Below are 24,401 nucleotides of genomic sequence, written 5' to 3'. Positions count from 1 at the left end.
CGTCAGACTTCGTACGGCACAGCCTCGTCGCCCACCAGTGAGCTTGCCTCATCCGCAGGCCTCAGGTGGTCCAGTCGATAGCCGTGCTTGTACACGGCCACCAGGCGCACCTCGTTCACCGGTTCGATGTTCAGCTTCATGCGGATGCGCGAGACATGGCTGTCGATCGTACGTGTGTACTCCGACGAGTTGCGCCCCCACACCTGCCCGAAGATATGGTCACGCGAAAGCGTGCGGCCCACGTTCGAGAACAGCAGCAGCGCGAGCTGGAACTCGATACCCGTCAGCGTGACGGGCTCGCCGTGCAGCGTGACCTGCTGGCGCTGCGGATTGAAGTGGAACGGGCCCACGTCAAACGGCAGACGACCGTACGGAATCGGATAGGCACGACGCAGCAGCGCATCAACGCGCGCGCGCAGCTCAGGAATGCGGAACGGCTTGGTGATGTAGTCATCAGCACCCTGCGTGAGTGCGCGCACCAGGCCCTTCTCGCTCTCTTCGGCCGTCACGAACAGGATCGGCAGGACATCCTTGTGGCGGCTGCGCACCACGCTCAGCACATCGATGCCGAGCATGCCTGGCGTGTGCCAGTCGAGGATCAGCATGTCGTACGAGGAGCGCCCCAGCATGCGCAGCAGCGTTGCGCCATCGGTGTAGGTGACCACATCGTGGCCGGACTGGGACAGGATCTGGACGATGACTTCGCTCTGGAAGGGATCGTCTTCAAGCAAGGCGATTCGCATGTTCGGTTCCATGAAAAATGCGCACATGCGTGCCGGGATGGCGTGGGCTCGTACAGCAGCCCAATCGGCTGCACTCTCGTGCGATCCGTTGCATGTGTTATTTCCATGCAATTTTGTTGGCAAGGTGTGCCACGAACCATGAGAAGAGTCCTAATTTGTGGAGACACTTCCAAGCGCCCACGGACATTGGCTGACCGAGAACATCGGCATCGCGAACAAAAAAAAGCCCGGACAAACGAGGTCCGGGCGGCGGTGTTTCTCACAACGTGACGGGATCAGAAACACCCAAGGGTCGCGTATGCCGGACACGCAGCAGCACACCGGGGGGACGCGCTGCAACGCTTCACGGGGGTGACGTCGAGGAGGTCGACGTAGTTGTCCGGCAAACGTGGAGCGGATGATGCCGCGCCACATGCGTGCCCGGATCATTCGTCACAACATTTAACGGACCACCATGCCCGGTGGCGATGCCTCAGATGGGATCAGCGTTTTCCAGTTCCTGCCGGATCGACTCCGTCAGCATGTCGATCAGCAGACGCACCCGCTTGGGTACAAAACGCGCAGATGGCGTCACGAGATTGATCGGCTCACCGCTGGTGGCGTAGTCGGGCAGCACGCGCACGAGGCGCGGCAGTGGCGCGTTCGCACGGGCAATACCGCTTGCATACAAGGGCAGCGGACCGATGCCGGTGCCGGAGGCGATGAGCGTTTCCAGGTAGATCAGGCTGTCGGCATTCAGGCGCGCACGCACGGCCACGGTCTTCAGGCCGTCGGGGCCGACCAGGCGCCATTGCGTCTCGCCACGGCCAGTGCCGCGGAAGTCGAGACAGCAGTGGTCGGCCAGTTCCTGCACCGTCTCGGGCACACCGCGCCGCTGCAAGTATTCCGGCGAGGCGAACAGCCCGATGCGCAATACACCCAGCGGCCGCGCCACGAGTGAACTGTCGGCCAGTCGGCCAACACGCACGGCAAGATCGAAGCCCTCCTGCACCAGATCGACATTGCGCGGCGAGAGCACGACATCCAGGTCAATGTCCTGGTATTGCTGCATGAAACGCGCGGCCACCGGCGCGACCAGCAGGCGCCCCACATCTTCGGAAGAGGTGAGCCGCACTTTGCCGCGCGGGGTGTCCTGCAGCTCACCCGCGCAGGTTGTTGCACGCTCAATGTCTTCCAGTGCGTGTGACGCCACCTGATACAGGCTCTGACCAGCATCGGTCAGATGCAGCGTGCGCGTGGTGCGCTGTAACAGGCGTACGTTCAAATCCTGTTCCAGCGCGGCAATGCCCCGGCTGACAGACGATTTGGGCAAATCCAGGCGCGCGGCAGCCGCGGTAAAGCTGCCCGCCTCGACAACGCGTACGAACAGCGACAATTGGTTCAGATCCACGTGGTTTCCTCCTCTTGTGGTCGTGCTCGCCGGTCTATGGTTGTAATTGTCCCGCCGGGAGCAACATTTTTTCCCACGATAACCGACTAGTGCCAAAGGGGCAACCACCCTACATTGTGGGTATGACAAATCCCCAATTTCAGGAGAAGCACATGGAAACCCTCGTGCAACCTCGTGTGCAACACGCTCGCCGCGTGGAACGCATCGTCACCGGCCGACCCACCTCGGACGGCGCGGGCGTGAAGCTCACCCGCGTGCTGACGAACAACCTGCAACGCCGGCTCGATCCGTTCCTGATGCTCGACGCATTCCGCAGCGATGACCCGAACGACTACCTGGCCGGCTTTCCCGATCACCCGCACCGGGGCTTTGAAACGGTGACGTACATGATCGCGGGCCGCATGCGCCACCGCGACAGCGCTGGCCACGAAGGCCTGCTGCAACACGGCGGCGTGCAGTGGATGACGGCCGGCAGCGGCGTCGTGCACTCGGAGATGCCCGAACAGGAAGACGGCGTGATGGAAGGCTTCCAGCTCTGGCTGAACCTACCCGCACGCGACAAGATGACGACGCCGTGGTACCGCGACATTCCGTCGAACGAGATTCCCGAGTTCACGACGGAAGACGGCGTGGCCGTGCGCGTGATCGCCGGTGAGTCGCAAGGCGTGCAAGGCGCGATGACACGTGAAGCGACGCAGCCGCTGTATCTGGACATCACGCTGCCGGCGGGTGCGTCGTTTGCACAGCCGCTGCCGGTGGGGCACAACGCGTTCGTCTACGTGTTCCGTGGCAGCGCGCTGGTGGGTGATGTCGATGCACCGGGCAACGCCGGCCTGCAGCGCGTGGATGACAAGCAGATGGCCATCCTCGCCAACACGGAAGGCAGCGACGGCGTGGTCATTCGTGCGGGGGATGCTGAAGCACGCGTGCTGGTGGTGGCAGGCAAGCCACTGAACGAGTCAATCGCGCAGTACGGCCCGTTTGTGATGAACACGCAGGAAGAAATCTTCCAGGCCGTGCGTGACTTCCAGGCTGGCAAGTTCGCGTAAGGCCACGCTGCAAAACTACTGCGCGGCCCGATCTTGAACCTGTGATGCTCGCCGTACCCATGTACGGCTGCGCTTCTCGGTTCAACCTCGGGCCGCTCGCTACGTTTTTCAGCGCAGCCTTACCCTTCTTTGGGTGAACCTCACCAGAGCGGCGGTTCGTCCAACAGCGCGATCTGCTCGCGCAATTCCAGCACCCGGTCCTGCCAATAGCGTTGCGTGTTGAACCACGGAAACGCGGCCGGAAACGCCGGATCATTCCAGCGACGCGCCAACCACGCGCTGTAGTGCAGCAGGCGCAGCGTGCGCAGCGCTTCCACCAGATACAACTCACGCGTGTCGAATTCGCAGAAGTCTTCATAGCCGGCCAGCAGGCTGGCGAGCTGCGATTGCATCGACGCGCGATCGCCCGAGAGCAGCATCCACAGATCCTGCACGGCGGGGCCGGTGCGGCTGTCGTCAAAGTCGACGAAGTGCGGGCCGGCCGAGCGCAGCGGGTCACCCTGCTTGGCGTCGGCCTCTTCGATCCAGAGGACGTTGGAGGCGTGGCAATCGCCATGCAGGCGCAGCAGTGCCACATCGCCTGCGCGGTCATAGCACCGGCGCACGCCGTCGAGCGCAGCGTCGGCCACGCTGCGCCAGGCGGGCAGTAAGTCGGGCGGGATGAAGTCGTGTTCGAGCAGCCAGTCGCGCGATTGCACACCGAAGGTGTCGATATCAAGCGCAGGCCGCGCGGTGAACGTGCGTTGCGCGCCCACCGCGTGGATGCGGCCGAGGAAACGGCCCATCCATTCGAGCGTGTCGTCGCGATCAATCGCGGGGACGCGGCCGGCGCAGCGCGGGAAGACCGCAAAGTGCCAGCGCTCGAACGCGTGCAGCGTGCGACCGTCGATCTCCAACGGCGCGATCACCGGAATTTCCGCAGCGGCGAGTTCCGCCGTGAAGGCGTGTTCCTCGACGATCTGCGCGTCGTTCCAGCGGCCCGGACGGTAGAACTTGGCCACCACCGGCGCGCTGTCTTCCACGCCGACCTGGTAGACGCGGTTCTCGTAGCTGTTGAGCGCGAACATGCGGCCGTCCGGCATCAGCCCAACCTGCGCCAACGCATCGAGGATGCTGTCGGGCGTCAGGCCGTCGTACGGGGCTTCAGAAGATGCTGGTTGGCCGCTGTCGTCGCTACTGTGCATGAACGTCAGGCTTTGCGGCCGCCGAGCAGTGCTGCCGCTTTGGCAAACAAACCGTTGAACGGTTGCTTGGCCGGTTGTGCAGCCTTCTGCGCCGGTTGTGCGGCTTGCGTGTTCGACGAACGACGCTGACCGCCCTGCCCGTTACCTTGTCCTTGGCCATTGCCCTGGCGTTGGCCGCGCGCTTGCGATTGGCCGTTGCTGGCGCCGTTGCCAGCACCATTGCCCCGACGCCCATTGTGCGGCTTCGGTGCAGCCTGACCGTCGCGTTGGTCTTGCGCCTGGCGTTGGCGGTTACCGCCACCATTGCGACCCTGGCCTTGGCCTTGATTCTGGCTCTGGCCTTGACCGTTACCGCTCGACTCACGACGTGGTTCGCGGGGCTCACGCGGAGCACGTGGCTCGCGCGGTGCAGCGTTGCCGCCCGCAGCTTGGCGCGGTTGCTGGCTGCGACCACCGCCCGGGCGACCGCCACGCGCATTACCGCCACGGCCCGCCGAGTTGCGCCCATTCGGAATCGGCTCCGGCGCGATGCTCGGGTCCGGCTCGAAACCTTCCAGCACGGTGCGCGGCAGTTCGCGCTTGATCAGGCGTTCGATGTCGCGCAGCAGGCCGTGCTCATCCACGCAGACCAGCGAGATTGCCTCGCCCTGCGCACCCGCGCGGCCCGTACGGCCGATACGGTGCACATAGTCTTCCGGCACGTTCGGCAGGTCGAAGTTGACGACGTGCGGCAATTGGTCGATGTCGATACCGCGCGCGGCGATGTCGGTCGCCACCAGCACACGCAGCGTATTGGCCTTGAACTCCGACAGCGCGCGCGTGCGTGCCGACTGGCTCTTGTTGCCGTGAATCGCCAGCGACGAGATGCCGTCGCGCGTGAGCTGTTCGGCCAGGCGGTTCGCACCGTGCTTGGTGCGCGTGAAGACCAGCACCTGGTGCCAGTCGTTGTCGCGTACGAGCTTGGCCAGCAGCTCGCGCTTGCGCTCGCGGTCCACCGGGTAGATGCGCTGTTCGACCGTCTCGGCCGTGGTATTGCGGCGCGCGACTTCGATCAGCGCCGGCTTGTCGAGCAGGCGATCGGCCAATTCACGGATGTCATCCGAGAACGTGGCCGAGAACAGCAGGTTCTGGCGCTTGGGCGGCAGGATGTTGAGGATCTTGCGGATGTCGTGGATGAAGCCCATGTCGAGCATGCGGTCAGCTTCATCCAGCACCAGCAGTTCGATGTGCGACAGATCGATGGTGCGCTGGCCCACGTGGTCCAGCAAACGGCCCGGCGTGGCCACGACGATATCGACACCGCGCTTGAGCGCATCGATCTGCGGGTTGATGCCAACGCCGCCGAACATCACCATCGACTTCAGCGGCAGGTATTTGCCGTACGCGCGCACGCTCTCTTCCACCTGCGCGGCAAGTTCACGCGTGGGGGTGAGCACCAGCGCGCGAACAGGGAAGCGCATGCCGTTGGGCGTCTGCACCTTGTTCGGTTGCGTGGCAGCGAGGCGATGCAGCAGCGGCAGCGTGAAACCGGCGGTCTTGCCGGTGCCGGTCTGTGCACCGGCAAGCAGGTCACCGCCCTTAAGGACTGCGGGGATGGCCTGGCGTTGAATCGGGGTAGGTTCGGTGTAGCCGAGTTCGGCCACGGCGCGTACCAGCTTGTCTGACAAGCCGAGTTCGGAAAACGACATGGAAACGGTGAGACTTGAACCGGCGTGTCCCGCGCATTCGTTCGTGCGCCAATCGTGGACAGAGCCTGGGTAGATGACGGGGCGACTGGACCCCGGGGACTGCATGAACTGCAAGAAGGGCGGTAGTTTAACAGGATGTGATGGCGGACTTGGGTTTACCCGCTACCCTGCCGGCGCCCGCAACGCCGCCAACGGCGCATTCACCACATCCCCCAGCCGCTCAGCCAGCGAATACCGCGCCATATACCGCCTGAAATGTGCCAAGAACGCCTCTTCGGCGGGTGCCAGGCGCCGCTCCTTGTGCCACATCAGGTACAGATCAATATCGGCGACGCCCTCCTCCGGCGGCAAGCGCCACAGCCGCTGCTGCGCCAAATCATCCGCCACGATGTGCTCCGGCAGACACCCCACCCCATATCCCGCAAACACCAAGCGCTTGATCTCATCCAGGCTCGGCGACGTGGCGACGATACGTCCGGTGAATCCCTGCTGATCCCGAAACACCGCCAGCGGCGACAACGCATCGCCCAACTGGTCGCTCATGAACGAGACAAAGTTCTCGCCGAGCAGATCGCTGATCGACAAACCAGTGCGCCCGAACAACCGGTGGTGCCGTCCGCAAAACACCGCGTAGCGCTGGCGCAAAAACAACTGCCGCTCCAGCTTGTCGATCGGCGTGCGACACAAGCTCAAGCCAATGCCGGCGCGCTTCTGCGCCAATGCATCGAGAATGTCTGCGCTGCGCATCACCTCCACCTGCAGATCGACGCGCGGGTGATGCCGATGAAACGCCGCCAGGCATTCGTCATACACACCCGACTGGATGCGGCTGACCGTCAGCAAGTGCAGCACGCCGCTCACATCGTCCTGCGGCTCACCAAGCTCTGAGCCCAGCCGCGCGACGTTGCCGTAGACATCGGTGGCGATGCGCAGCACGTCCTCGCCGACACGCGTGAGGCGGAAGTGCGAGCCACGCCGCTCGATAAGCGTGTGGCCGAGCTGATCTTCCAGGCGCCGCAGCGCCAAACTCACTGCCGGCTGCGTGATGTGCAACCGCACCGCCGCACGGCTGATGCTGCGCTCGTGGACGATGGTGAGGAAGGTGCGCAGCAGGTTCCAGTCGAGCCGGTCGCTGACCAGGGCGGGATCGAGAGCAGACGGGTCCATGGCGGCGAATATGAGTCCAATTTATACAAACAATAAGTATTCAGAATTTGACTAATACCCGTCAACCGGCAATAAACACGCATCCGCTGCCTCGATGCAGTGGGCGAAAAAATATTCGTGAGGAGCTACACAATGCAACCGTCTCATTCGAGCGGGCGTCAGCCTGCGCGCGCGGCCACCGCCGCCTTTGTCGGCACCATGATCGAGTGGTACGACTTCTACATCTACGCCACCGCTGCCGCGCTCGTCTTCGGGCCGTTGTTCTTTCCGGGCGGTGATCCCTTCCTCAGCACGCTCGCATCGTTCGGTACGTTTGCCGTGGGCTTCTTTGCGCGGCCGCTGGGCGGCATCGTGTTCGGCCACTGGGGTGACCGCATCGGCCGCAAGAAGGCGCTGATGATCACGCTCACGATGATGGGCCTGGCGACCATCGGCATCGGCCTGCTGCCGACGTACGCCACCGCCGGTGCGCTCGCGCCCGTGCTGCTGGTGCTGCTGCGCGTGGTGCAGGGCATCGCGGTCGGCGGGGAATGGGGCGGCGCGGTGTTGATGGCGGGCGAACACGCGCCCAGGGGCCGCCGCACGTTCTTCGCATCGTTCGCGCAGCTCGGCAGCCCGGCGGGGTTGATCCTCTCGCTGCTGGCCTTCCGCCTGGTCACGTCGATGGAGAAAGACGTGTTCATGGACTGGGGCTGGCGTCTGCCCTTCCTGGCAAGTGCGGTGCTGCTGGTCGTGGGCGCGGCGATTCGCTCGGGTGTCAATGAATCGCCGGAGTTTGCGCAGGTGCAGGCGCAGCGCAAGACGGCCAAGCTGCCGATCGCCGAAGTGTGGCGGACGGCGCGCGTGCCGGTATTGCTTTGTATCGGTGCCAACACGATCGGCATTGCGGGCGTGTACTTCACCAACACGTTCATGATTGCGTACACGACGCAGTACCTGTCGCTGTCGAAGACGTTGATTCTCGATTGCCTGTTTGCGGTGGCGTTTATCCAGTTTCTGGCGCAGCCGCTGGCGGCGTGGCTGGCCGAGAAGCTGGGCGGCGCGCGCTTCCTCAAGCTGATGGCGCTGCTGGCGATGGCCTCGCCGTATCCGATGTTCCTGCTCGTGCAGACGCGTCAGGCGCCGCTGATGATTCTCGGGATCGCCATCGCCGTGGTGTGCATGGCGAGCTTCTACTCGGTCATCGCGGGCTTCGTGTCGGGCGTGTTTGAGACGCGTGTGCGGTACTCGGCGATCTCGCTGTCGTACCAAGTGTGCGGTGCAGTGGCGGGCGGGCTCACACCGCTGGTCGGCACCATCCTCGCGCAGCGCTTCCATGGTGAATGGTGGCCGCTGGCGGTGTTCTACACGCTGCTCGCCGGCGTGTCGCTCGTCTGCATCGCCGCCATTGACGCGCGCCAGCGTGGCCGCGCGCCCGCCGGCGATGCCGTGAACGCATAACGATCTCCCCCCAACCCGCTTCACCATGCTGACGTTCTTCCATCCCGAACAGCTGCTGCACCATCCGCAGAGCTACTACTCGCGCGGCAAGATGCGCACGCCGCAAGAGGTGCCCGAGCGAGCGCGCAACCTGCTGCATGCTGCGCGCGATCTGGGCTTCACTATCGCGCAGCCCGAAGACCACGGCCTCGCCCCGCTCACGGCTGTGCACGGCGAACCCTATCTGCGCTTCCTGCAAGACGCGCACACCGACTGGCGCCGACTGCCCGAAGACTGGGGCGATGAGGTCATGTCCAACATCTTCGTGCGCGAGCCCAATGCGCTGCGCGGCGTGCTGGCCCGGGCAGCGCGTTACCTGGCGGACGGCAGTTGCCCCGTCGGCGCAAACACATGGCGATCGGCCTATTGGTCGGCACAGAGCGCTGCGGCCGGCGCGCAAGCCATCCTCAACGGCGAGCGGCTGGCCTACGCGCTGTGCCGCCCGCCCGGCCACCACGCGCGCCGCGAAGCCGCCGGCGGCTTCTGCTACCTCAACAACGCTGCCGTGGCCGCACAGGCCTTACTTGGCCAATTCGGCGCCAAGTACAAGCGTGTCGCCATCCTCGATACCGACATGCACCACGGCCAGGGCATCCAGGAGATCTTCTACGACCGCGCCGACGTGCTGTACGTCTCCATCCACGGCGATCCGACCAACTTCTACCCCGTGGTCGCCGGCTTTGACGACGAGCGCGGCGCAGGCGCCGGCGTTGGCCTGAATGTGAACCTGCCGATGCCGCATCGCTCGCCGGAATCGGTGTTCTTCGACAAGCTGGGCGAGGCGCTTGCCGCAGTCGAACGCTTCCAGCCGGATGCGCTGGTGCTGTCGCTCGGCTTCGACATCTATCGCGAAGATCCGCAATCGCAGGTGGATGTGTCGACGGAGGGCTTTGGCCGCCTCGGTGCAACCGTTGGTGCGCTCGGCTTGCCAACGCTGGTCGTCCAGGAAGGCGGCTACCACCTCGCCACCCTTGCACAAAACGCTGCCGCATTCTTCAGCGGCCTGCAGTCGCCCCATCAACCAGCCGGCTGACTCCAGCCACCCCGGCGCAGACATCCCTTTAGCAATTTGGATGTTTGCGCCTACTCACCTTGCAGCCTAAGCGTTTCATACGTTCTCCAGGCCACCTCCCCTCGTCTAGAGTGCCCGCTCGAATTGGGAACTTTGCGTTTTCAAACGTCTGTTCCTAACATGCCCAGGCAACCCCATACACATGTTTGAATCGAGCGTTAGAGCGCTGCAGTGCAGCAATCGAGCCGATATCAGACCTAAAAAAACGAGGTAGGAGACATGGGACGTCCTGGAGCAGGAGACACCAAGGGCCGCATTCTGGAAGCCACCGAACTGCTGTTCATCGAGTTCGGCTACGAGGCGATGTCGTTGCGGCAGATCACTGCGCGCGCGAAGGTCAACCTGGCTGCGGTCAACTATCACTTCGGCAGCAAGGAAGCGTTGATGCAATCGGTGCTTGGGCGCCGGCTGGACCCACTCAACACGCGCCGCCTGGCGCTGCTGACCGCGTGCGAAGAACGCTGGACCAAGGAGCAGCTCACCTGCGACCACGTGCTCGGCGCGCTGTTCGTGCCGGCGCTGCAGATGGCGCGCAACCCCGACACTGGCGGCCCCGCCTTCCTGCGTCTGATGGGTCGCGTGTATTCCGACACCTCGCCGTTCGTGCAGAACTATCTGCTCGGGCATTACGCGCCGGTGTTCGGTCGCTTCTTCGAAGCGTTTTCGAGCGCGCTGCCGCATGTGCCGCGCGCTGAGCTCGGCTGGCGCCTGCACTTCTCGCTCAAAGCACTCGCCGGCGTGCTGGCCGGGGATGACCTCAACAACCTGCTGCCGATGTTCACGCAGGGCAAGCCGATGAACGACGCGTCGCTGCTGGCGCGCCTGACAGCGCTGGTGGTGGCCACGCTCAACGCTCCGCTGCCCGGCGAGGCCGGCGCACTCGACCAGGTGGTCGAACTGGCCGAAGCCCAGGTCCCCACACCCGTGGGTCAGGCCGACGATGCGCCCAACGGCGGCGACAGCGGCAATGGTCATGGCGGCTCAAGCCGCCATGGCAACGGGAGCGGCAACGGCAATGGCCGCGCCCCCGAGCGCACCACGGCACCCGCCACCGCATCCCCTTTTGCCGGTGACCTGTTCGGCCGCACGCCCGGCGCACGCGCCAGTGCGGCCGAAGATGCCGACGCGCACGAGGACGAGCACGACAGCGCCCTAGATGACCGTGACGACCGTGACGAGCACGAGGATGCTAGCGCCTCACCCACGGCACGTACCCGTGCGCTGGCCATCCGCCGCAGCAACGCCGCGCGCGCAATCTTCCCGGCCAACCCGATGCGCCCCTGGCGCAGCCCCAGCGCCTGACCCACGCGCAAGCGCAACACCCAACGCGACAGACAGGCCCCGCGCGCAGGCGCGGGAATCGCCGGACACTCGGCTGGGCATTCGGACGCACCGGATACCCAGCGCATGAACGCATCGAACGGAGACCCTTATGACGATCTGGATCGTCCTGCTTTGCATCGGCGCGCTCGGGCTCGCCACGGTGGAAGCATCGGCACTCGCTTGGCTGGTCGGAACCGGTGTGTGGCTGGCGGCGGGCGCATGGCTCGGCCTGGTCGGCCCGGTGATGACCGCGTTACTTGCCATCGTCTTCGTACTGCCTGCGCTGGTGCTCGCACTCAAGCCGCTGCGCCGCACGCTGATCACGCGCCGTGTGCTGGCGGTGTTCCGGAAAATCATGCCGGAGATGTCGCCAACCGAGCGCGACGCCATCGAGGCCGGCACCGTCTGGTGGGATGCCGAACTTTTCTCCGGCCGCCCAGACTGGAAGCGCCTGCTCTCGTCACCGCCACCGCGTCTGTCGCCGGAAGAACAAGCGTTCCTCGACGTGGAAACCGAGAAGCTCTGCGACCTCGCCAACGACTGGGAGACCACGCAGATCTGGCAGGACATGTCGCCCGAAGCGTGGGCGTATGCCAAGCGGGCGGGCTTCCTGGGCATGATCATCCCGAAGGAATACGGCGGCAAAGGCTTCTCGGCCTATGCGCACTCGCAGGTCATCATGAAGCTGTCGACGCGGTGCTCCGCGGCGGCCGTGTCGGTCATGGTGCCCAACTCGCTGGGCCCGGCGGAACTGCTGCTGCACTACGGCACCGACGCGCAGAAGAACCACTACCTGCCGCGCCTCGCACGCGGTGAAGAAATCCCCTGCTTTGCACTGACCAACGCGTATGCAGGTTCCGATGCCGCGGCCATTCCCGACGTGGGCGTGGTCTGCCGTGGCATGCACGAGGGCCGCGAAATGCTGGGCTTTCGCGTGACCTGGAGCAAGCGCTACATCACGCTCGGGCCGATTGCGACAGTGCTGGGGTTGGCCTTCCGCGCGATCGATCCGGACGGGCTGCTGGGAAGCGACAAAGAACCCGGCATTACCTGCGCGCTGATCCCGACGAAGCATCCGGGTGTGAACATCGGCCGCCGCCACTGGCCGCTGAACGCGGTGTTCCAGAACGGCCCGAACTCCGGCAAGGATGTGTTCATCCCGATCGACTGGGTGATCGGCGGGCAGGCACAGGTGGGCCGTGGCTGGCGCATGCTGATGGAATGCCTGGCGGCAGGCCGCGCGATTTCGCTGCCGTCGTCCAACGTGGGGCTATCGAAGATTGCCGTGCGCAGTACCGGCGCGTATGCCGCCGTGCGCCGCCAGTTCCGCACGCCCATCGGCAAGTTCGAGGGCATTCAGGAAGCGCTCGGCCGCATGGGCGGCAACCTGTACATGATGGATGCGGCGCGGCGCCTGTCTGCGCTGGCGGTAGACCTGGGCGAGAAGCCCTCGGTCATCTCCGCCATCGCCAAGTACCACGTCACCGAACGTGCGCGCGATGTGGTCAACGATGCGATGGACATCGTGGGCGGCAAGGGCATCTGCATGGGGCCGAACAACTTCCTGGCGCGTGCGTATCAGCAGGTGCCCATCGCCATCACGGTGGAAGGCGCGAACATCATGACGCGCTGCCTGATCATCTTCGGGCAGGGCGTGATCCGCTGCCATCCGTATGTGCTGCGCGAGATGACGGCAGCACAAGGCGCAGATTCACCGGAGACGCTGCGCGCATTCGATGCGGCGCTGTTTGGGCACGGTGCGTTCATTGCGGGCAACTTCGTGCGTGCGTTCCTGCATGCGCTCTCGGGCGGTCGCGTGGCACCAGCGCCAAGCCATGCCGCGCCCGAGATGCAGCGTTACTACCAGGCCGTCAACCGCTTCTCGACCGCGCTGGCGCTGCTCTCCGACGTGTCGATGTTCACGCTGGGTGGCACGCTCAAGCGCCGCGAAAGCATCACCGGGCGCCTGGGCGACATCCTCTCGCAGATGTATCTAATTTCGTCTGCGCTCAAGCGCTTTGAGGACGAGGGCCGCCCGGCGGAAGACGCGCCGCTGGTGCACTGGTCTGTACAGGACGCGTTAGTGCGTGCGCAAGACGCGCTCGACGGCGTGCTGGCGAACTTCCCGAACCGCGGCGTGGCGGGACTGCTGCGCGCATTGATCTTCCCGTTCGGTGCGCCGTATCGAAAACCGTCTGACGCACTGGCCGCACAAGTGGCCGAACTGATGCAAACGCCGGGCGCTGCGCGTGACCGCCTGCTGGCCGATTCGTACTGCCCCACGCCCGACATCGACCCGATCGCTTACGGTGAATGGGCCTTCCGCCTGCAACCGGCGGTGGACGCCATCGAGCAGCGCTTGAAACCCGTCATCCGGGAAGGCAAGCTGCCGCCCGTGCCGCAAAGCCTGCCCGACTTCGAAGCCTGGACCGCGCAGGCCGTGGCACAAGGCCTCATCGACGAGGCCGAACGCAAGCAACTGTGCGACTACGCGCGCTACGGCGAACACGCCGTCGCCGTGGACGACTTCCCGCCCGACTTCAACCTGCTGGCCGATCTGCAGCGCCGCAAGGATGCGCTCGACGCCTTGCAAACTGCCGAACGCCGCGCAGCCTGACGGCGTGACATAGAACAAGACAACAACAACGATGCAAGACAAGTACCTCGATTTCGTCGGTTCCGGTTTTGGAAAATGGCTGTCGGCCAACCTTGGCCTGCCGCAGCCGGTGCCGCTGCGCCGGTATCAGGAAGGGAAACCGGAGTTCATCGGCCCGTTTCTCGTGGGTGCCGCACCCGGCGGTGCAATGCGCGAAACGCTGGCCGCGCTGTTTGCCGAAATCGGCGTGCCCACGCGCTTTCATGAAAGCGACCCCGAATGGCTTGGCGCTGCTAACCGGCACGGGCAGATCACCGGGCGCTTTGTTGCACCCACCGGCAAGGAAGGCGATGCGTTTGACCGCGTCGGCGGCATCGTCTTCGATGCCACCGGCATGCAGACAACGGAAGACCTCGATGCGCTGTATCACGTGTTCCACGACGGCGTGCGTGCTGTCGGCCGCTGCGGGCGCGTGGTGGTCATTGGCCGCCCGCCTGAAGATTGCAAGACGCCGCAGGCTGCCATCGCCCAGCGCGCGCTAGAGGGGATGACGCGCTCGCTTGGCAAGGAGATCCGGCGTGGCTGCACGGCGCAGCTCGTCTACGTGGCCGAGGGCGCCGAGAACGTGGCAGCTTCAACGCTGCGGTTTCTGCTGTCGGCTCGCTCAGCATATGTATCGGGGCAGGTGGTGCGCGTGCGGGCCGCAGCGCCGGTTTCCGTGGATTGGCAGAAGCCGCTGGCCGGGCGTACCGCACTGGTGACAGGGGCCTCGCGTGGCATCGGCGCGGCAATTGCGCATGTGCTGGCACGTGACGGTGCGCGTGTGCTGTGTCTGGATGTGCCGGCCGCACAGGAAGGGTTGAACGCCGTGGCGCGGGAAATCGGCGGTGAAGCGCTGGCCTATGACATTGCCGCGCCGGAAACACCCGCCGTGCTTGCACAGCAGTTGGCGGCGCTGGGCGGCATCGACATCCTCGTGCACAACGCCGGCATCACGCGCGACAAGACCATCGCCCGCATGACCGAACCGGCGTGGCGCAGCGTGATCGACATCAACCTCACCGCGCAGTTGCGCATCAACGATGCGCTGCTTGCTGCCAACGCGCTGCATGCGGGCGGGGCCATCGTGTGCGTGTCGTCCATCAGCGGTATTGCGGGCAACCTGGGGCAGACCAACTATGCGACGTCCAAGGCGGGTGTGATCGGGCTGGTGCAAGCCAGTGCGCCGCCGCTGGCCGAGCGCGGCATCACCATCAATGCCGTCGCACCGGGCTTTATCGAAACACAGATGACGGCGGCCGTGCCCTTCGCCATTCGCGAGGCGGGCCGCCGCATGAATGCGATGAGCCAGGGCGGCCAACCCGTCGACGTGGCCGAGGCGATCGCGTGGTTTGCCTGCCCAGCATCCAACGGTGTGACGGGCAACGTGGTGCGCGTGTGCGGCCAGAGCCTGCTCGGAGCGTAGAACGATCATGCCGCCCACCGTTGCCGCACGCGCCCTCGCGATCGTCACGCCATTCGCTGCCACGCAGACGCTGGTGACCACACCGCCATCGGCCAGGGCGCTGGCGTGGCGGGCGCTGTTATCGCAACGCAAGGGCAAGCGCGGCGGGCCGCTGCCGCGCCACACACTGGTGCGGCAGGAGGTGCCGCTGGATGCGGAGCACATCGCGCACTACGCCGCCGTCTGTGGCTTCTCGCCCGCACACGGCGTGCCGATAACGTATCCGCACCTGCTGGGCTTTCCGCTGCAACTCATGCTGATGACGGAATCGACGTTTCCGTATCCCGTGATCGGGTTGGTGCACCTGTGCAACACGATCCGCCAGCATCAGCCGCTCGCCGCCGGTGAACGCGTGCGTGTGGAAGTCCGCCCGCGCCGCCTGTTCCAGCATGCGCGCGGACAGGCGTTCGCTATCGAGACAGCCATCATTCGGGCCGGTGCAGTGGTGTGGGAATCGCTCTCGACCTACCTGCGCGTGGGCGTGCCGTCTCCACAGGGCGCGCCGCTGATCGCCTTGCCGGCCACGCAGGACCTGTCGCCCGATGGCCACTGGGATGCGCCCGCCGACACCGGTCTCCGCTACGCCCGTGTCTCAGGCGACTGGAATCCGATCCACGTATCGAACCTTGGCGCGAAATTGTTTGGCTTCGCCCACCCCATCGCCCACGGCATGTGGACCAAGGCGCGCGCGCTGGCAGCGTTGCTGCCGGCCGCGCCACTTGCGCGGGGCGAAGTGGTGGCCGAATTCAAGACGCCGCTGCAACTGCCGGGCGCCGCCACGCTCTGGCAAGCCGAAGATGCCGCGCCGGGTGGCGCCTTCGAGGTACGCAACACTGCCGGCGACAGACCCTATCTGCGCGGCGTGCTGACGCTGCCGCAGGCACAACAAGACAACACGGGAAACTGAATCCATGCTCGCTAATGCAGGTACAAGCACACAGGTACGTCGCGTCGCCATCCTCGGGGGCAACCGCATCCCGTTCGCCCGCTCGAACACGGCCTACGCCACCGCATCGAACCAGCAGATGCTGACCGCCGCGCTGCAGGGCCTGGTCGACCGATTCAACCTGCACGGCCAGCGCCTGGACGAAGTGGTGGCCGGCGCCGTCATCAAGCTCTCGCGGGATTTCAACCTGACGCGCGAATCGGTGCTCTCCACCACGCTCGCTAAGCAAACGCCTGCGTATGACGTGCAGCAGGCATGCGGCACGGGGCTCGAAGCCGCCATCCTGGTCGCCAACAAGATCGCGCTGGGGCAAATCGACGTAGGGATTGCGGGCGGCACGGATACGACGTCCGACGCGCCCGTTGGCCTGAACGAGAAGATGCGCAAGATCCTGCTGGAAGCCAATCGCGCCAAATCCACCGGCGCACGCCTCAAGGCACTGGCGGGGCTGCGGCCGTCGATGTTCGTGCGCCCGCTACTGCCGCGCAACAGTGAGCCGCGCACCGGCCTGTCGATGGGTGAGCACTGCGAGCTGATGGCCAAGCGCTGGGGCATCCGCCGCGAAGACCAGGATGCACTGGCCCTGCGCAGCCACCACAACCTGACGGCCGCCTACGAGCGCGGCTTCTTCACCGACCTGATGACCGCCCACCTCGGGCTGGACCGCGACAACAACCTGCGCAGCAACCTCACCGCCGAGCAGCTCGCCAAGCTGCAACCGGTGTTCGACCGCAGCGCCAGCGGCACCATGACCGCCGGCAACTCCACGCCCCTCACCGATGGCGCCTCGTGCGTGCTGCTGGCCAGCGAGGACTGGGCGCGCGCGCACAACCTGCCCGTGCTCGCCTACATGACATGCGCTGACACCGCTGCGGTCGATTTCTTCAGCGGCACACCCGAGCAGAACGAAGGGCTGCTGATGGCGCCGGCCTATGCCGTCTCGCGCATGCTGCAACGTGCGGGCCTCACGCTGCAGGACTTTGACTACTACGAGATCCACGAAGCATTTGCCGCCCAGGTGCTCTGCACGCTGGCCGCGTGGGAGTCGCCCGAGTACTGCCGCGAAAAGCTCGGCCGCAGCGCGCCACTCGGCAGCATCGACCGCAGCAAGCTCAACGTGAACGGCAGCTCGCTGGGCACGGGCCATCCGTTTGCCGCCACCGGCGGGCGCATCGTCGCCACGCTCGCCAAGATGCTGGCGCAGCGCGGCAGCGGGCGCGGGCTGGTGTCGATCTGCGCGGCCGGCGGACAAGGCGTGGTCGCCATTCTGGAGCGCCCTGAAACGATGTCGCACTGAACCAATGGGCCAACGGGAACGGCCCACCTCAAGAACCCGCGCGGCACATAACAAAACCATGCCGCGTTTCATGGACGGAGACACCATGAACACCGTTGCTGACCACAACAATCTGACCGACCGCATCTGGCTAAAGTCGTACCCCGAAGGCGTGCCTGCGGAGATCAACCCCGATCGCTACCACTCGCTGGCCGAGGTGTTTCGCGAATCGGTGGAGAAGTACCGCACCCGCGTCGCTTACGTGAGCGTGGGTACCGAGATGACGTACGACCAATGCGAACGTCAGGCCAAGCACTTTGCGGCGTGGCTGCAGTCGCGCGGCGTGAAGAAGGGCGACCGCGTCGCCATCATGCTGCCCAACAGCCTGCAGTACCCGGTGTGCCTGTTCGGCACGCTGCTGGCCGGCGCCATCGTCGTCAACGTGAACCCGCTGTACACGGTGCCCGAGCTGGCACACCAGCTGCGCGATTCCGGCGCGCAAACCATCGTCGTGCTGGAGAACTTCGCACGCACGCTCGAACAGGCGCTGCCCGGCACCCAGGTGCGCAACATCGTCCTCACCGGCATTGGCGACCTGATGGGCGGCGCACTCAACCTCAAGGGCCGCGCGCTGAACTTCGTGATGCGCAACGTGCAGAAACAGGTGCCGGCATACAAGCTGCCGTCCCCCATCTGGTTGCGCGATGCGCTGGCCACAGGGCGTGCGCGTGCGCCGCAAGCCGTGTCACTGGCGCCGGAAGATATCGCCTTCCTGCAGTACACCGGCGGCACCACGGGCGTGGCCAAGGGCGCGATGCTCACTCACCGCAACATCATCGCCAACCTGCTGCAGGCGGAGGTGTGGTCCAAGGGCATGCTCTCGGACGATGCGGAGACCAACGTCACACTGCTGCCGCTGTATCACATCTTCTCGCTCACGGTGAACCTGCTGATGTTCATGACCATGGGCGGGCGCAACATCCTGATTGCCAATCCACGCGACACCAAGCGCGTGCTGTTCATCCTGCGCAACGAGTGCTTCTCGGGCATTGCCGGCGTCAACACGCTGTTCAACTCGCTGCTGGAAGACCCGGAATTTGCCAAGCGCGATTTCTCGGCCATGAAGATCACCATCGGCGGCGGCATGGCGGTGCAGCGCGCCATCGCGCAGCGCTGGAAGCAGGTCACGGGTCACACCATCGTTGAAGGCTACGGGCTGACGGAATGCTCGCCCGTGGTGTCGATGAACCCGCCGCAGGTGACCGAGTTCAGCGGCACCATCGGCCTGCCGGCGCCGTCCACCGAGGTGCGCTTCAAGGCCGACGACGGCAGCATCGCGCCGCTGGGCGAACCCGGTGAATTGCAGGTGCGCGGCCCGCAGGTGATGCGCGGCTACTGGCAACGCCCCGATGAAACCGCCAAAGCCATCGACGCGGACGGCTGGTTCTCCACCGGCGACATCGGCGTGATGGACGCCAACGGCTACATCCGCCTGATCGACCGCAAGAAGGACATGATCCTGGTCTCGGGCTTCAACGTGTACCCGAATGAGATCGAAGACGCCATCGCGCTGCACCCCGAAGTACTGGAGGTGGCCGCTATCGGCGTGCCCGACCCGGTGGCGGGCGAGCGCGTGAAGGTCATCGTGGTGCGGCGCACTGGTGCGCTGACGGAGCCGGCACTGCTCGAACACTGCCGCGCCCACCTGACCGGCTACAAGATGCCGCGCATTGTCGAGTTCCGCGATGAGGAGCTGCCCAAGTCGACCGTCGGCAAGATCCTGCGCCGCGAACTGCGCGACGCCGACCCCGACATCAAGCGCGCCCGCGCCGAGGCCCAGCAATGACCCCCATGACGATCGCAACGATGGAGAAGACCCGCATGCAACTGCGCACGCTTGCCCTGGCGACGGCACTGGTCTGCACGAGCGCCGCGTGGGCTCAAACGCCCGAGGCTTCCGCGCCCACCGTACCTACCGCCACGGCAGCCGCTGCATCCCAGTCCACCGCCATCAGCAGCTTTGGCGCCATGGATATCGCCCGGCAGACGACCTGGCTTGCCGGCCAGGTCCAGGCCAACGCCTTTGCCGACTGGTCTGACGACGACATCCTCGCCATGGCGCAGGCGATGAAGCCCGAAACACTGCTGCGCTGGCTGCGCGCCGAGGTGGCCAAGCTGCCTGAGTACGAATACCGCATGCGCCGGCAGGAGCGCGTGAAAGACCAGTGGCAAAGCCAGCCATCCCTCATGCTGATCCGCTACCGCAATGCGCCGCGCCAGGTGTACGCCCGCTGGCTCAAGGGCGGCTCGCATGCCGGCCAGGAAATCATCTACGACGAGACCGTGCGCCGCGACGAGATGTACGGCCACCTCGGCGGCCTGCTTGGCTTTGCCGCCATCTGGAGCGCGCTGGACGGGGCGCTGGCCAAATCGCAGTCGAACCACACGGCGCGTGAACTGGGGCTGCAGTTCATCGTCGACACGGTGGAACGCGATGGGCGCGCCCACGTGGCTGCCGGTGGCACCGGCAAGTTCAACGAGGCCAAGATGGTGACCGAAGGCGGCGAGCGCATGCTGCGCCTGACCTGGGATGCCCCCGCCGGCCCGCCCGCGTTCTACGCCAAGCGCGTGCGCCTGTTTTTTGACCTCAAGAACCCCTGGGTTCGTGTCGAAGAATCCTGGGATGAGTCGGGCAACCAGCTCGAAAAGATCGTCATCGAGAGCGTGACGCGCAAGACCTGGAACGACCAAACCTTCAACCCCAAGAACCCGGAATACAAGTTTTGAAGCCCCACCCGTAGAACGTTGCGCACCAAGGCTCCGCCGCTCGGGCGACCGGTATCAAACACGCCTAGGGGAAACCCCTGTGGCGTGCGTACCAGCTAGAGGAAAGCTTCAACGAACACAGAGAAATCGCTGCGTTATGCTGCGGAAACACAAATCGCCACACTTAGGCGAAATAACAATCCCATCCAGAGAGACAACCACATGAACCGCACCGCCCGCCGCTTTGCTGCAGCCCTTGCCTGCGCTGCTGTCAGCACCTTTGCAGCCTCCGCTGCTCACGCGCAATCCACCGCAGAAGCCAACGTCGCTGCAAGTGCCAGCACCGGCGCGGGCAACTCCAGTGGTGGCGGATTCGGACAATTCATGGACGACTACGTCTGGGGCCGCAACGTCATGGCGTTGGGGTGGTTCTACATTCGTCCGATGGATTCGGCCACGCCACTGACCACCACCACCGGCGCGCTGGGCCTGGGCACGTATCAGTCGCCCGGAACTGACGTGCGAGTCAGTAACGCCAACACGCTGTCGCTCACGTTCACGCACTTCTTTAATGACAACATCGCCGGTACGTTCGTGGGCGGTGTGCCACCCAAGTTCAACCTGTACGGCAGCGGCAATGTGATCGCACCGGTGCCGGTCATCGGGCCGCTGACACTCATCAACCTGGGGCTGCCGCAGAACAACCCGGTCGCCACCGTGCGTGAGTGGAGCCCGGCCATCGTCGCCCAGTACTACTTCGGCACGAAGGAAAGCAAGTTCCGTCCGTTCGTCGGCGCCGGTGTCAGCTACAACTTCTTCACCAACCTGAAGCTGAACCCGAACTTCGTGAACGCGCTGCAAAACCTCGGCCAGGTGCTGCAGCTGGGCATGGGCCAGGTGCCGAGCGGCACAGCCAAGGTGACGGCAGAAACGTCGAGCTCCTGGACGCCGGTGGGCAACGTGGGCGTGTCGTATGAGTTCGCCAAGAACTGGACCGCCATCGGCACGGTGTCGTACCTGCCGCTGAAGACCACATCCACCATCACGATCCGCAGCGCGCAGGGCCAGGTGCTGGCGGTCAACAAGACCGACATCAAGGTCGACCCGCTCGTGTTTGGGCTGGCGATTGGCTACAAGTTCTAAGCTGCCGAGTTGCCCCAATCGGTTGAGCTGCGGCAAACGCCACCTTCGGGTGGCGTTTTTCATTGCCGTTTTTCACAACGACATGACCCGATATGATGGCGGGGTTTCAGAACCAATCTCCTGTTCCGCCCAGCCCGCCACGCCATCCATGACCCAGCCTTCCATCGCCATCGTCGGAGCCGGCATTGCCGGTGTTGCCTGTGCCAACACGCTTGCCGCAGAAGGCATTGCTGCCACCGTCTATGAACGCGCGGGCGGCGTGGGCGGCCGGCTGGCCACCACGGTGCTGCCCGAGGGCGCCCCGGCCTACGCCTTTGACCACGGTGCGCAGTCATTCAACGTGCGCAGCGAAGCCTTCCGCCGTGCGGTGGATGCCGCCCGCCGGCAGGGCTCGGTGATGCCGTGGCCCGCGCGCTGGGGCCACCGCACGGCAGACGCCCTGCAGGCAGATTCACGCGACGAGGCCCGCTATGTCGGCCTGCCCGGCATGGGCGCGCTGGTGCGCAGCCTGGCCACGCCGCTGGATGTCCGCTTCGGCCACGCTGTCACGCGCGTGGCGCACGAAGGACGCCGCTGGACCATCGAGCGCGACGGCGCCGACACCACCCACGCCGACATCATCGCCCTGGCCCTGCCCGCGCCCGAGCTGCCAGCACTGTTTGGCAACGCGGCACCCGCCTCGCTACAGGCATCCATTGCGCCGGTACGCTACGCCCCCTGCTGGGCGTTGATGATGGGCTTTACGCAATCGCTGGACCTGCCATATGACGGCATCCGCATTGACGATGACATGCTCGCCTGGGCCGCCCGCGACAACACGAAGCCGGGCCGGGTGATGGTCGATGAATCCTGGGTGGTGCATGCGTCGCCGGGCTGGTCGGCCGCACACGCCACAGACACCCCCGAGCAGGCGCTGCACGCCCTGCACGCCCGCTTTGCCGAAGCCTTTCCCGGCACGCCCGAGCCCGACGTCATGGCGGCCCATCTGTGGCCGCATGCGCTGGTCGAACAATCCGCTGGCATGCCCTGCCATTGGGACGCCGCCGTCCGCCTGGGCGCCTGCGGCGACTGGTGCGAAGGCCCGCGCGTGGAAGCCGCGTTCCTGAGCGGTGTTGCACTGGCCGCAAAGATTGCCGAAGCGCTATAGGAACCCACCGGCCAGCGTTACAATGTCGGGTTGTCTCGTGTTTCGTGTGCCGGGTCGCTCACCCGGCGGTGGCTTTCCCCTGACGACGCCATGCGCACCCGACGCCAAGTCCTCGCCCTAGCCTTTGCCGCAGTTGCGGCATCAGCGCCGCTGCTGTCCGCCCATGCGCAAGTCCTGCGCAACATTCCGGCGGTGGCTCCGGCTGCCCAGTTGACCGTCAATTCGGTCAATACCGGCACGCTGACCACCGGCAGCACGGGCTTGGTGAACATCCTGCTGCTCGGTTTCGGCACCACCAAGGCCGATATCCGCTTCGCCCCGGGCGTGCGGATCCTGTCGCTGGACGGTCGCCTGCTGCCAACCGCCTCGGTGGTCGGCCAGACGTTCAAGGTGCGCTATCAGCTCGACCTGTATCAGCAGTTGCTGACGGCCTGGGTTGTCAGCGATGACGACTACAAGGCCGCAGTCGCCGCACAGGCGCAAGCGCAGTCTCAATAGCCGAACCGCCAGAACGCCCCACGAAGCACGTGCCCCCAGGTCAACCACTGTGAACGGCACATGAAAAAAGTCTTCATCAAAACCTACGGCTGCCAGATGAACGAGTACGACTCGGACAAGATGTCCGACGTGCTCAACGCGGCTGAAGGCCTCGTCCCCACCGACACGCCCGAAGATGCGGACGTGATCCTCTTCAACACGTGCTCCGTGCGCGAGAAGGCGCAGGAGAAGGTGTTTTCCGAGCTTGGCCGCGTGAAGGCGCTCAAGGCGCTCAAGCCGGACCTCGTCGTTGGCGTGGGCGGCTGCGTAGCGAGCCAGGAAGGTGCTTCCATCGTGGCGCGCGCGCCGTACGTGGATGTCGTCTTCGGCCCGCAGACGCTGCACCGACTGCCGGAGCTGATCGCCGCACGCCGCCGCACCGGCCGCTCGCAGGTCGACGTGTCCTTCCCCGAGATCGAGAAGTTCGACCACCTGCCGCCCGCGCGCGTGGAAGGCTCGACCGCCTTCGTGTCAATCATGGAAGGCTGCTCGAAGTACTGCAGCTACTGCGTGGTGCCGTACACGCGCGGCGAGGAAGTCTCGCGCCCGTTCGATGACGTGCTGGCCGAAGTGGCCGGCCTGGCTGAGCAAGGCGTGCGCGAAGTCACGCTGCTGGGCCAGAACGTCAACGCGTACATCGGCAAGATGGGCGACACCAGCGAGCGTGCGGACTTCGCCCTGCTGCTGGAATACGTGGCCGAAATCCCGGGCATCGAGCGCATCCGCTACACGACCAGCCACCCGAAGGAATTCACCTCGCGCCTGATCGAGGCGTACGCCACCAACCCGAAGCTCGTCGATCACCTGCACCTGCCCGTGCAGCACGGCTCCGACCGCATCCTGATGGCGATGAAGCGCGGCTACACGGTGCTCGAATACAAGAGCAGCATCCGCAAGCTGCGCGCGATCCGGCCGAACATCTCGATCGCCACCGACTTCATCGTCGGCTTCCCCGGCGAGACCGATGCCGACTTCGCCAAGACGATGGACCTGATTCACGAGATCGGCTACGACACGTCCTTCAGCTTCATCTACAGCCCGCGCCCCGGCACGCCGGCGGCCAACCTGCCCGACGATACGCCGCAGGCCGTCAAGCTCGAACGCCTGAAACATTTGCAGGCGACCATCGAAGAGAACGTCGCGCGCATCAGCCAAAGCATGGTCGGCAGCACGCAGCGCATCCTCGTGGAAGGCCCGTCGCGCAAAGACCCGACCGAGCTGCACGGCCGCACCGAGAACAACCGCGTCGTCAACTTCGCCCTGCCCGATCTACCGCAGGCGCGCCGCGACCAGCTGATCGGCCAGATGCTCGACGTGCGCATCGTGCACGCCTTCCCGCATTCGCTGCGCGGTGAGGTTGTCGCCGATGACAACCGCGTGACCCACTGATC

At 65.2% G+C, this 24,401-nt stretch carries 19 protein-coding genes; 14 read left to right on the top strand and 5 right to left on the bottom strand.

Annotated elements, in window-relative coordinates:
* Positions 1–2: 2 nt before the first annotated feature.
* Both C404_RS51125 and C404_RS51120 read right to left on the bottom strand, forming a co-directional pair.
* Positions 3–743 (bottom strand): response regulator transcription factor, encoded by a 741-nt coding sequence (locus C404_RS51125; RefSeq protein WP_031329870.1) that lies wholly within the window; start codon positions 741–743, stop codon positions 3–5.
* A gap of 472 nt (positions 744–1,215) precedes the next feature.
* Positions 1,216–2,133 (bottom strand): LysR family transcriptional regulator, encoded by a 918-nt coding sequence (locus C404_RS51120; protein WP_021196578.1) that lies wholly within the window; start codon positions 2,131–2,133, stop codon positions 1,216–1,218.
* A 152-nt stretch (positions 2,134–2,285) separates the two neighbouring features.
* Between C404_RS51120 and C404_RS51115 the strand changes: the two genes are divergently transcribed.
* Entirely contained in the window at positions 2,286–3,182 is an 897-nt protein-coding gene (locus C404_RS51115) for a pirin family protein (RefSeq protein WP_021196577.1), read from the top strand.
* 140 nt (positions 3,183–3,322) lie between these two features.
* Here C404_RS51115 and C404_RS51110 read toward each other — a convergent pair whose 3' ends face one another.
* The 3 genes from C404_RS51110 to C404_RS51100 form a co-directional block, all read right to left on the bottom strand.
* The gene (locus C404_RS51110) at positions 3,323–4,366 is read right to left on the bottom strand and encodes a serine/threonine protein kinase (protein WP_021196576.1); all 1,044 of its coding nucleotides are present in this window, start codon (positions 4,364–4,366) and stop codon (positions 3,323–3,325) included.
* Positions 4,367–4,371: 5 nt separating this feature from the next.
* Positions 4,372–6,054, bottom strand: a complete 1,683-nt coding sequence (locus C404_RS51105) for a DEAD/DEAH box helicase (RefSeq protein ID WP_021196575.1) — start codon at positions 6,052–6,054, stop codon at positions 4,372–4,374.
* 162 nt (positions 6,055–6,216) lie between these two features.
* On the bottom strand, positions 6,217–7,221 hold the full coding sequence (locus C404_RS51100) for a LysR family transcriptional regulator (protein ID WP_021196574.1): 1,005 nt from the start codon (positions 7,219–7,221) through the stop codon (positions 6,217–6,219).
* A 132-nt stretch (positions 7,222–7,353) separates the two neighbouring features.
* On the opposite strand from C404_RS51100, the gene C404_RS51095 reads away from it, so the two are divergent.
* The 13 genes from C404_RS51095 (at position 7,354) to miaB (ending at position 24,399) form a co-directional block, all read left to right on the top strand.
* Positions 7,354–8,661: an MFS transporter gene (locus tag C404_RS51095; RefSeq protein ID WP_021196573.1), complete on the top strand. Its 1,308-nt coding sequence runs from the start codon at positions 7,354–7,356 to the stop codon at positions 8,659–8,661.
* Between the two features lie 25 nt (positions 8,662–8,686).
* The gene (locus tag C404_RS51090; RefSeq protein ID WP_021196572.1) at positions 8,687–9,733 is read left to right on the top strand and encodes a histone deacetylase family protein; all 1,047 of its coding nucleotides are present in this window, start codon (positions 8,687–8,689) and stop codon (positions 9,731–9,733) included.
* Positions 9,734–9,991: 258 nt separating this feature from the next.
* Entirely contained in the window at positions 9,992–11,074 is a 1,083-nt protein-coding gene (locus C404_RS51085; RefSeq protein WP_021196571.1) for a TetR/AcrR family transcriptional regulator, read from the top strand.
* 130 nt (positions 11,075–11,204) lie between these two features.
* Positions 11,205–13,712, top strand: coding sequence for an acyl-CoA dehydrogenase (locus C404_RS51080; protein WP_021196570.1), 2,508 nt, complete (start codon positions 11,205–11,207; stop codon positions 13,710–13,712).
* 31 nt (positions 13,713–13,743) lie between these two features.
* Positions 13,744–15,156, top strand: coding sequence for a 3-oxoacyl-ACP reductase (locus tag C404_RS51075; protein ID WP_021196569.1), 1,413 nt, complete (start codon positions 13,744–13,746; stop codon positions 15,154–15,156).
* 7 nt (positions 15,157–15,163) lie between these two features.
* Positions 15,164–16,102: a MaoC/PaaZ C-terminal domain-containing protein gene (locus C404_RS51070; protein ID WP_021196568.1), complete on the top strand. Its 939-nt coding sequence runs from the start codon at positions 15,164–15,166 to the stop codon at positions 16,100–16,102.
* Positions 16,103–16,106: 4 nt separating this feature from the next.
* A complete protein-coding gene (locus tag C404_RS51065) occupies positions 16,107–17,438 on the top strand; it encodes an acetyl-CoA C-acetyltransferase (protein WP_021196567.1) in 1,332 nt (443 codons plus the stop codon).
* A gap of 85 nt (positions 17,439–17,523) precedes the next feature.
* Positions 17,524–19,263, top strand: a complete 1,740-nt coding sequence (locus C404_RS51060) for an AMP-binding protein (protein ID WP_021196566.1) — start codon at positions 17,524–17,526, stop codon at positions 19,261–19,263.
* Between the two features lie 35 nt (positions 19,264–19,298).
* Complete coding sequence (locus C404_RS51055; RefSeq protein WP_031329867.1) at positions 19,299–20,204, top strand: DUF1571 domain-containing protein; 906 nt, start codon at positions 19,299–19,301, stop codon at positions 20,202–20,204.
* Between the two features lie 201 nt (positions 20,205–20,405).
* On the top strand, positions 20,406–21,326 hold the full coding sequence (locus C404_RS51050) for an OmpW/AlkL family protein (RefSeq protein ID WP_021196564.1): 921 nt from the start codon (positions 20,406–20,408) through the stop codon (positions 21,324–21,326).
* A gap of 148 nt (positions 21,327–21,474) precedes the next feature.
* Positions 21,475–22,473: an NAD(P)/FAD-dependent oxidoreductase gene (locus C404_RS51045; RefSeq protein WP_021196563.1), complete on the top strand. Its 999-nt coding sequence runs from the start codon at positions 21,475–21,477 to the stop codon at positions 22,471–22,473.
* Between the two features lie 90 nt (positions 22,474–22,563).
* Positions 22,564–22,971: a hypothetical protein gene (locus C404_RS51040; RefSeq protein ID WP_021196562.1), complete on the top strand. Its 408-nt coding sequence runs from the start codon at positions 22,564–22,566 to the stop codon at positions 22,969–22,971.
* A gap of 60 nt (positions 22,972–23,031) precedes the next feature.
* Complete coding sequence (gene miaB, locus C404_RS51035) at positions 23,032–24,399, top strand: tRNA (N6-isopentenyl adenosine(37)-C2)-methylthiotransferase MiaB (RefSeq protein ID WP_021196561.1); 1,368 nt, start codon at positions 23,032–23,034, stop codon at positions 24,397–24,399.
* The last annotated feature ends 2 nt before the right edge of the window (positions 24,400–24,401 follow it).

The organism is Ralstonia sp. AU12-08 (genome assembly GCF_000442475.1).
In the GTDB taxonomy this organism is placed as follows: domain Bacteria; phylum Pseudomonadota; class Gammaproteobacteria; order Burkholderiales; family Burkholderiaceae; genus Ralstonia; species Ralstonia insidiosa.
Note: the sequence above shows the minus strand (reverse complement) of the source record. Positions and strands in the feature narration are given on the sequence as shown.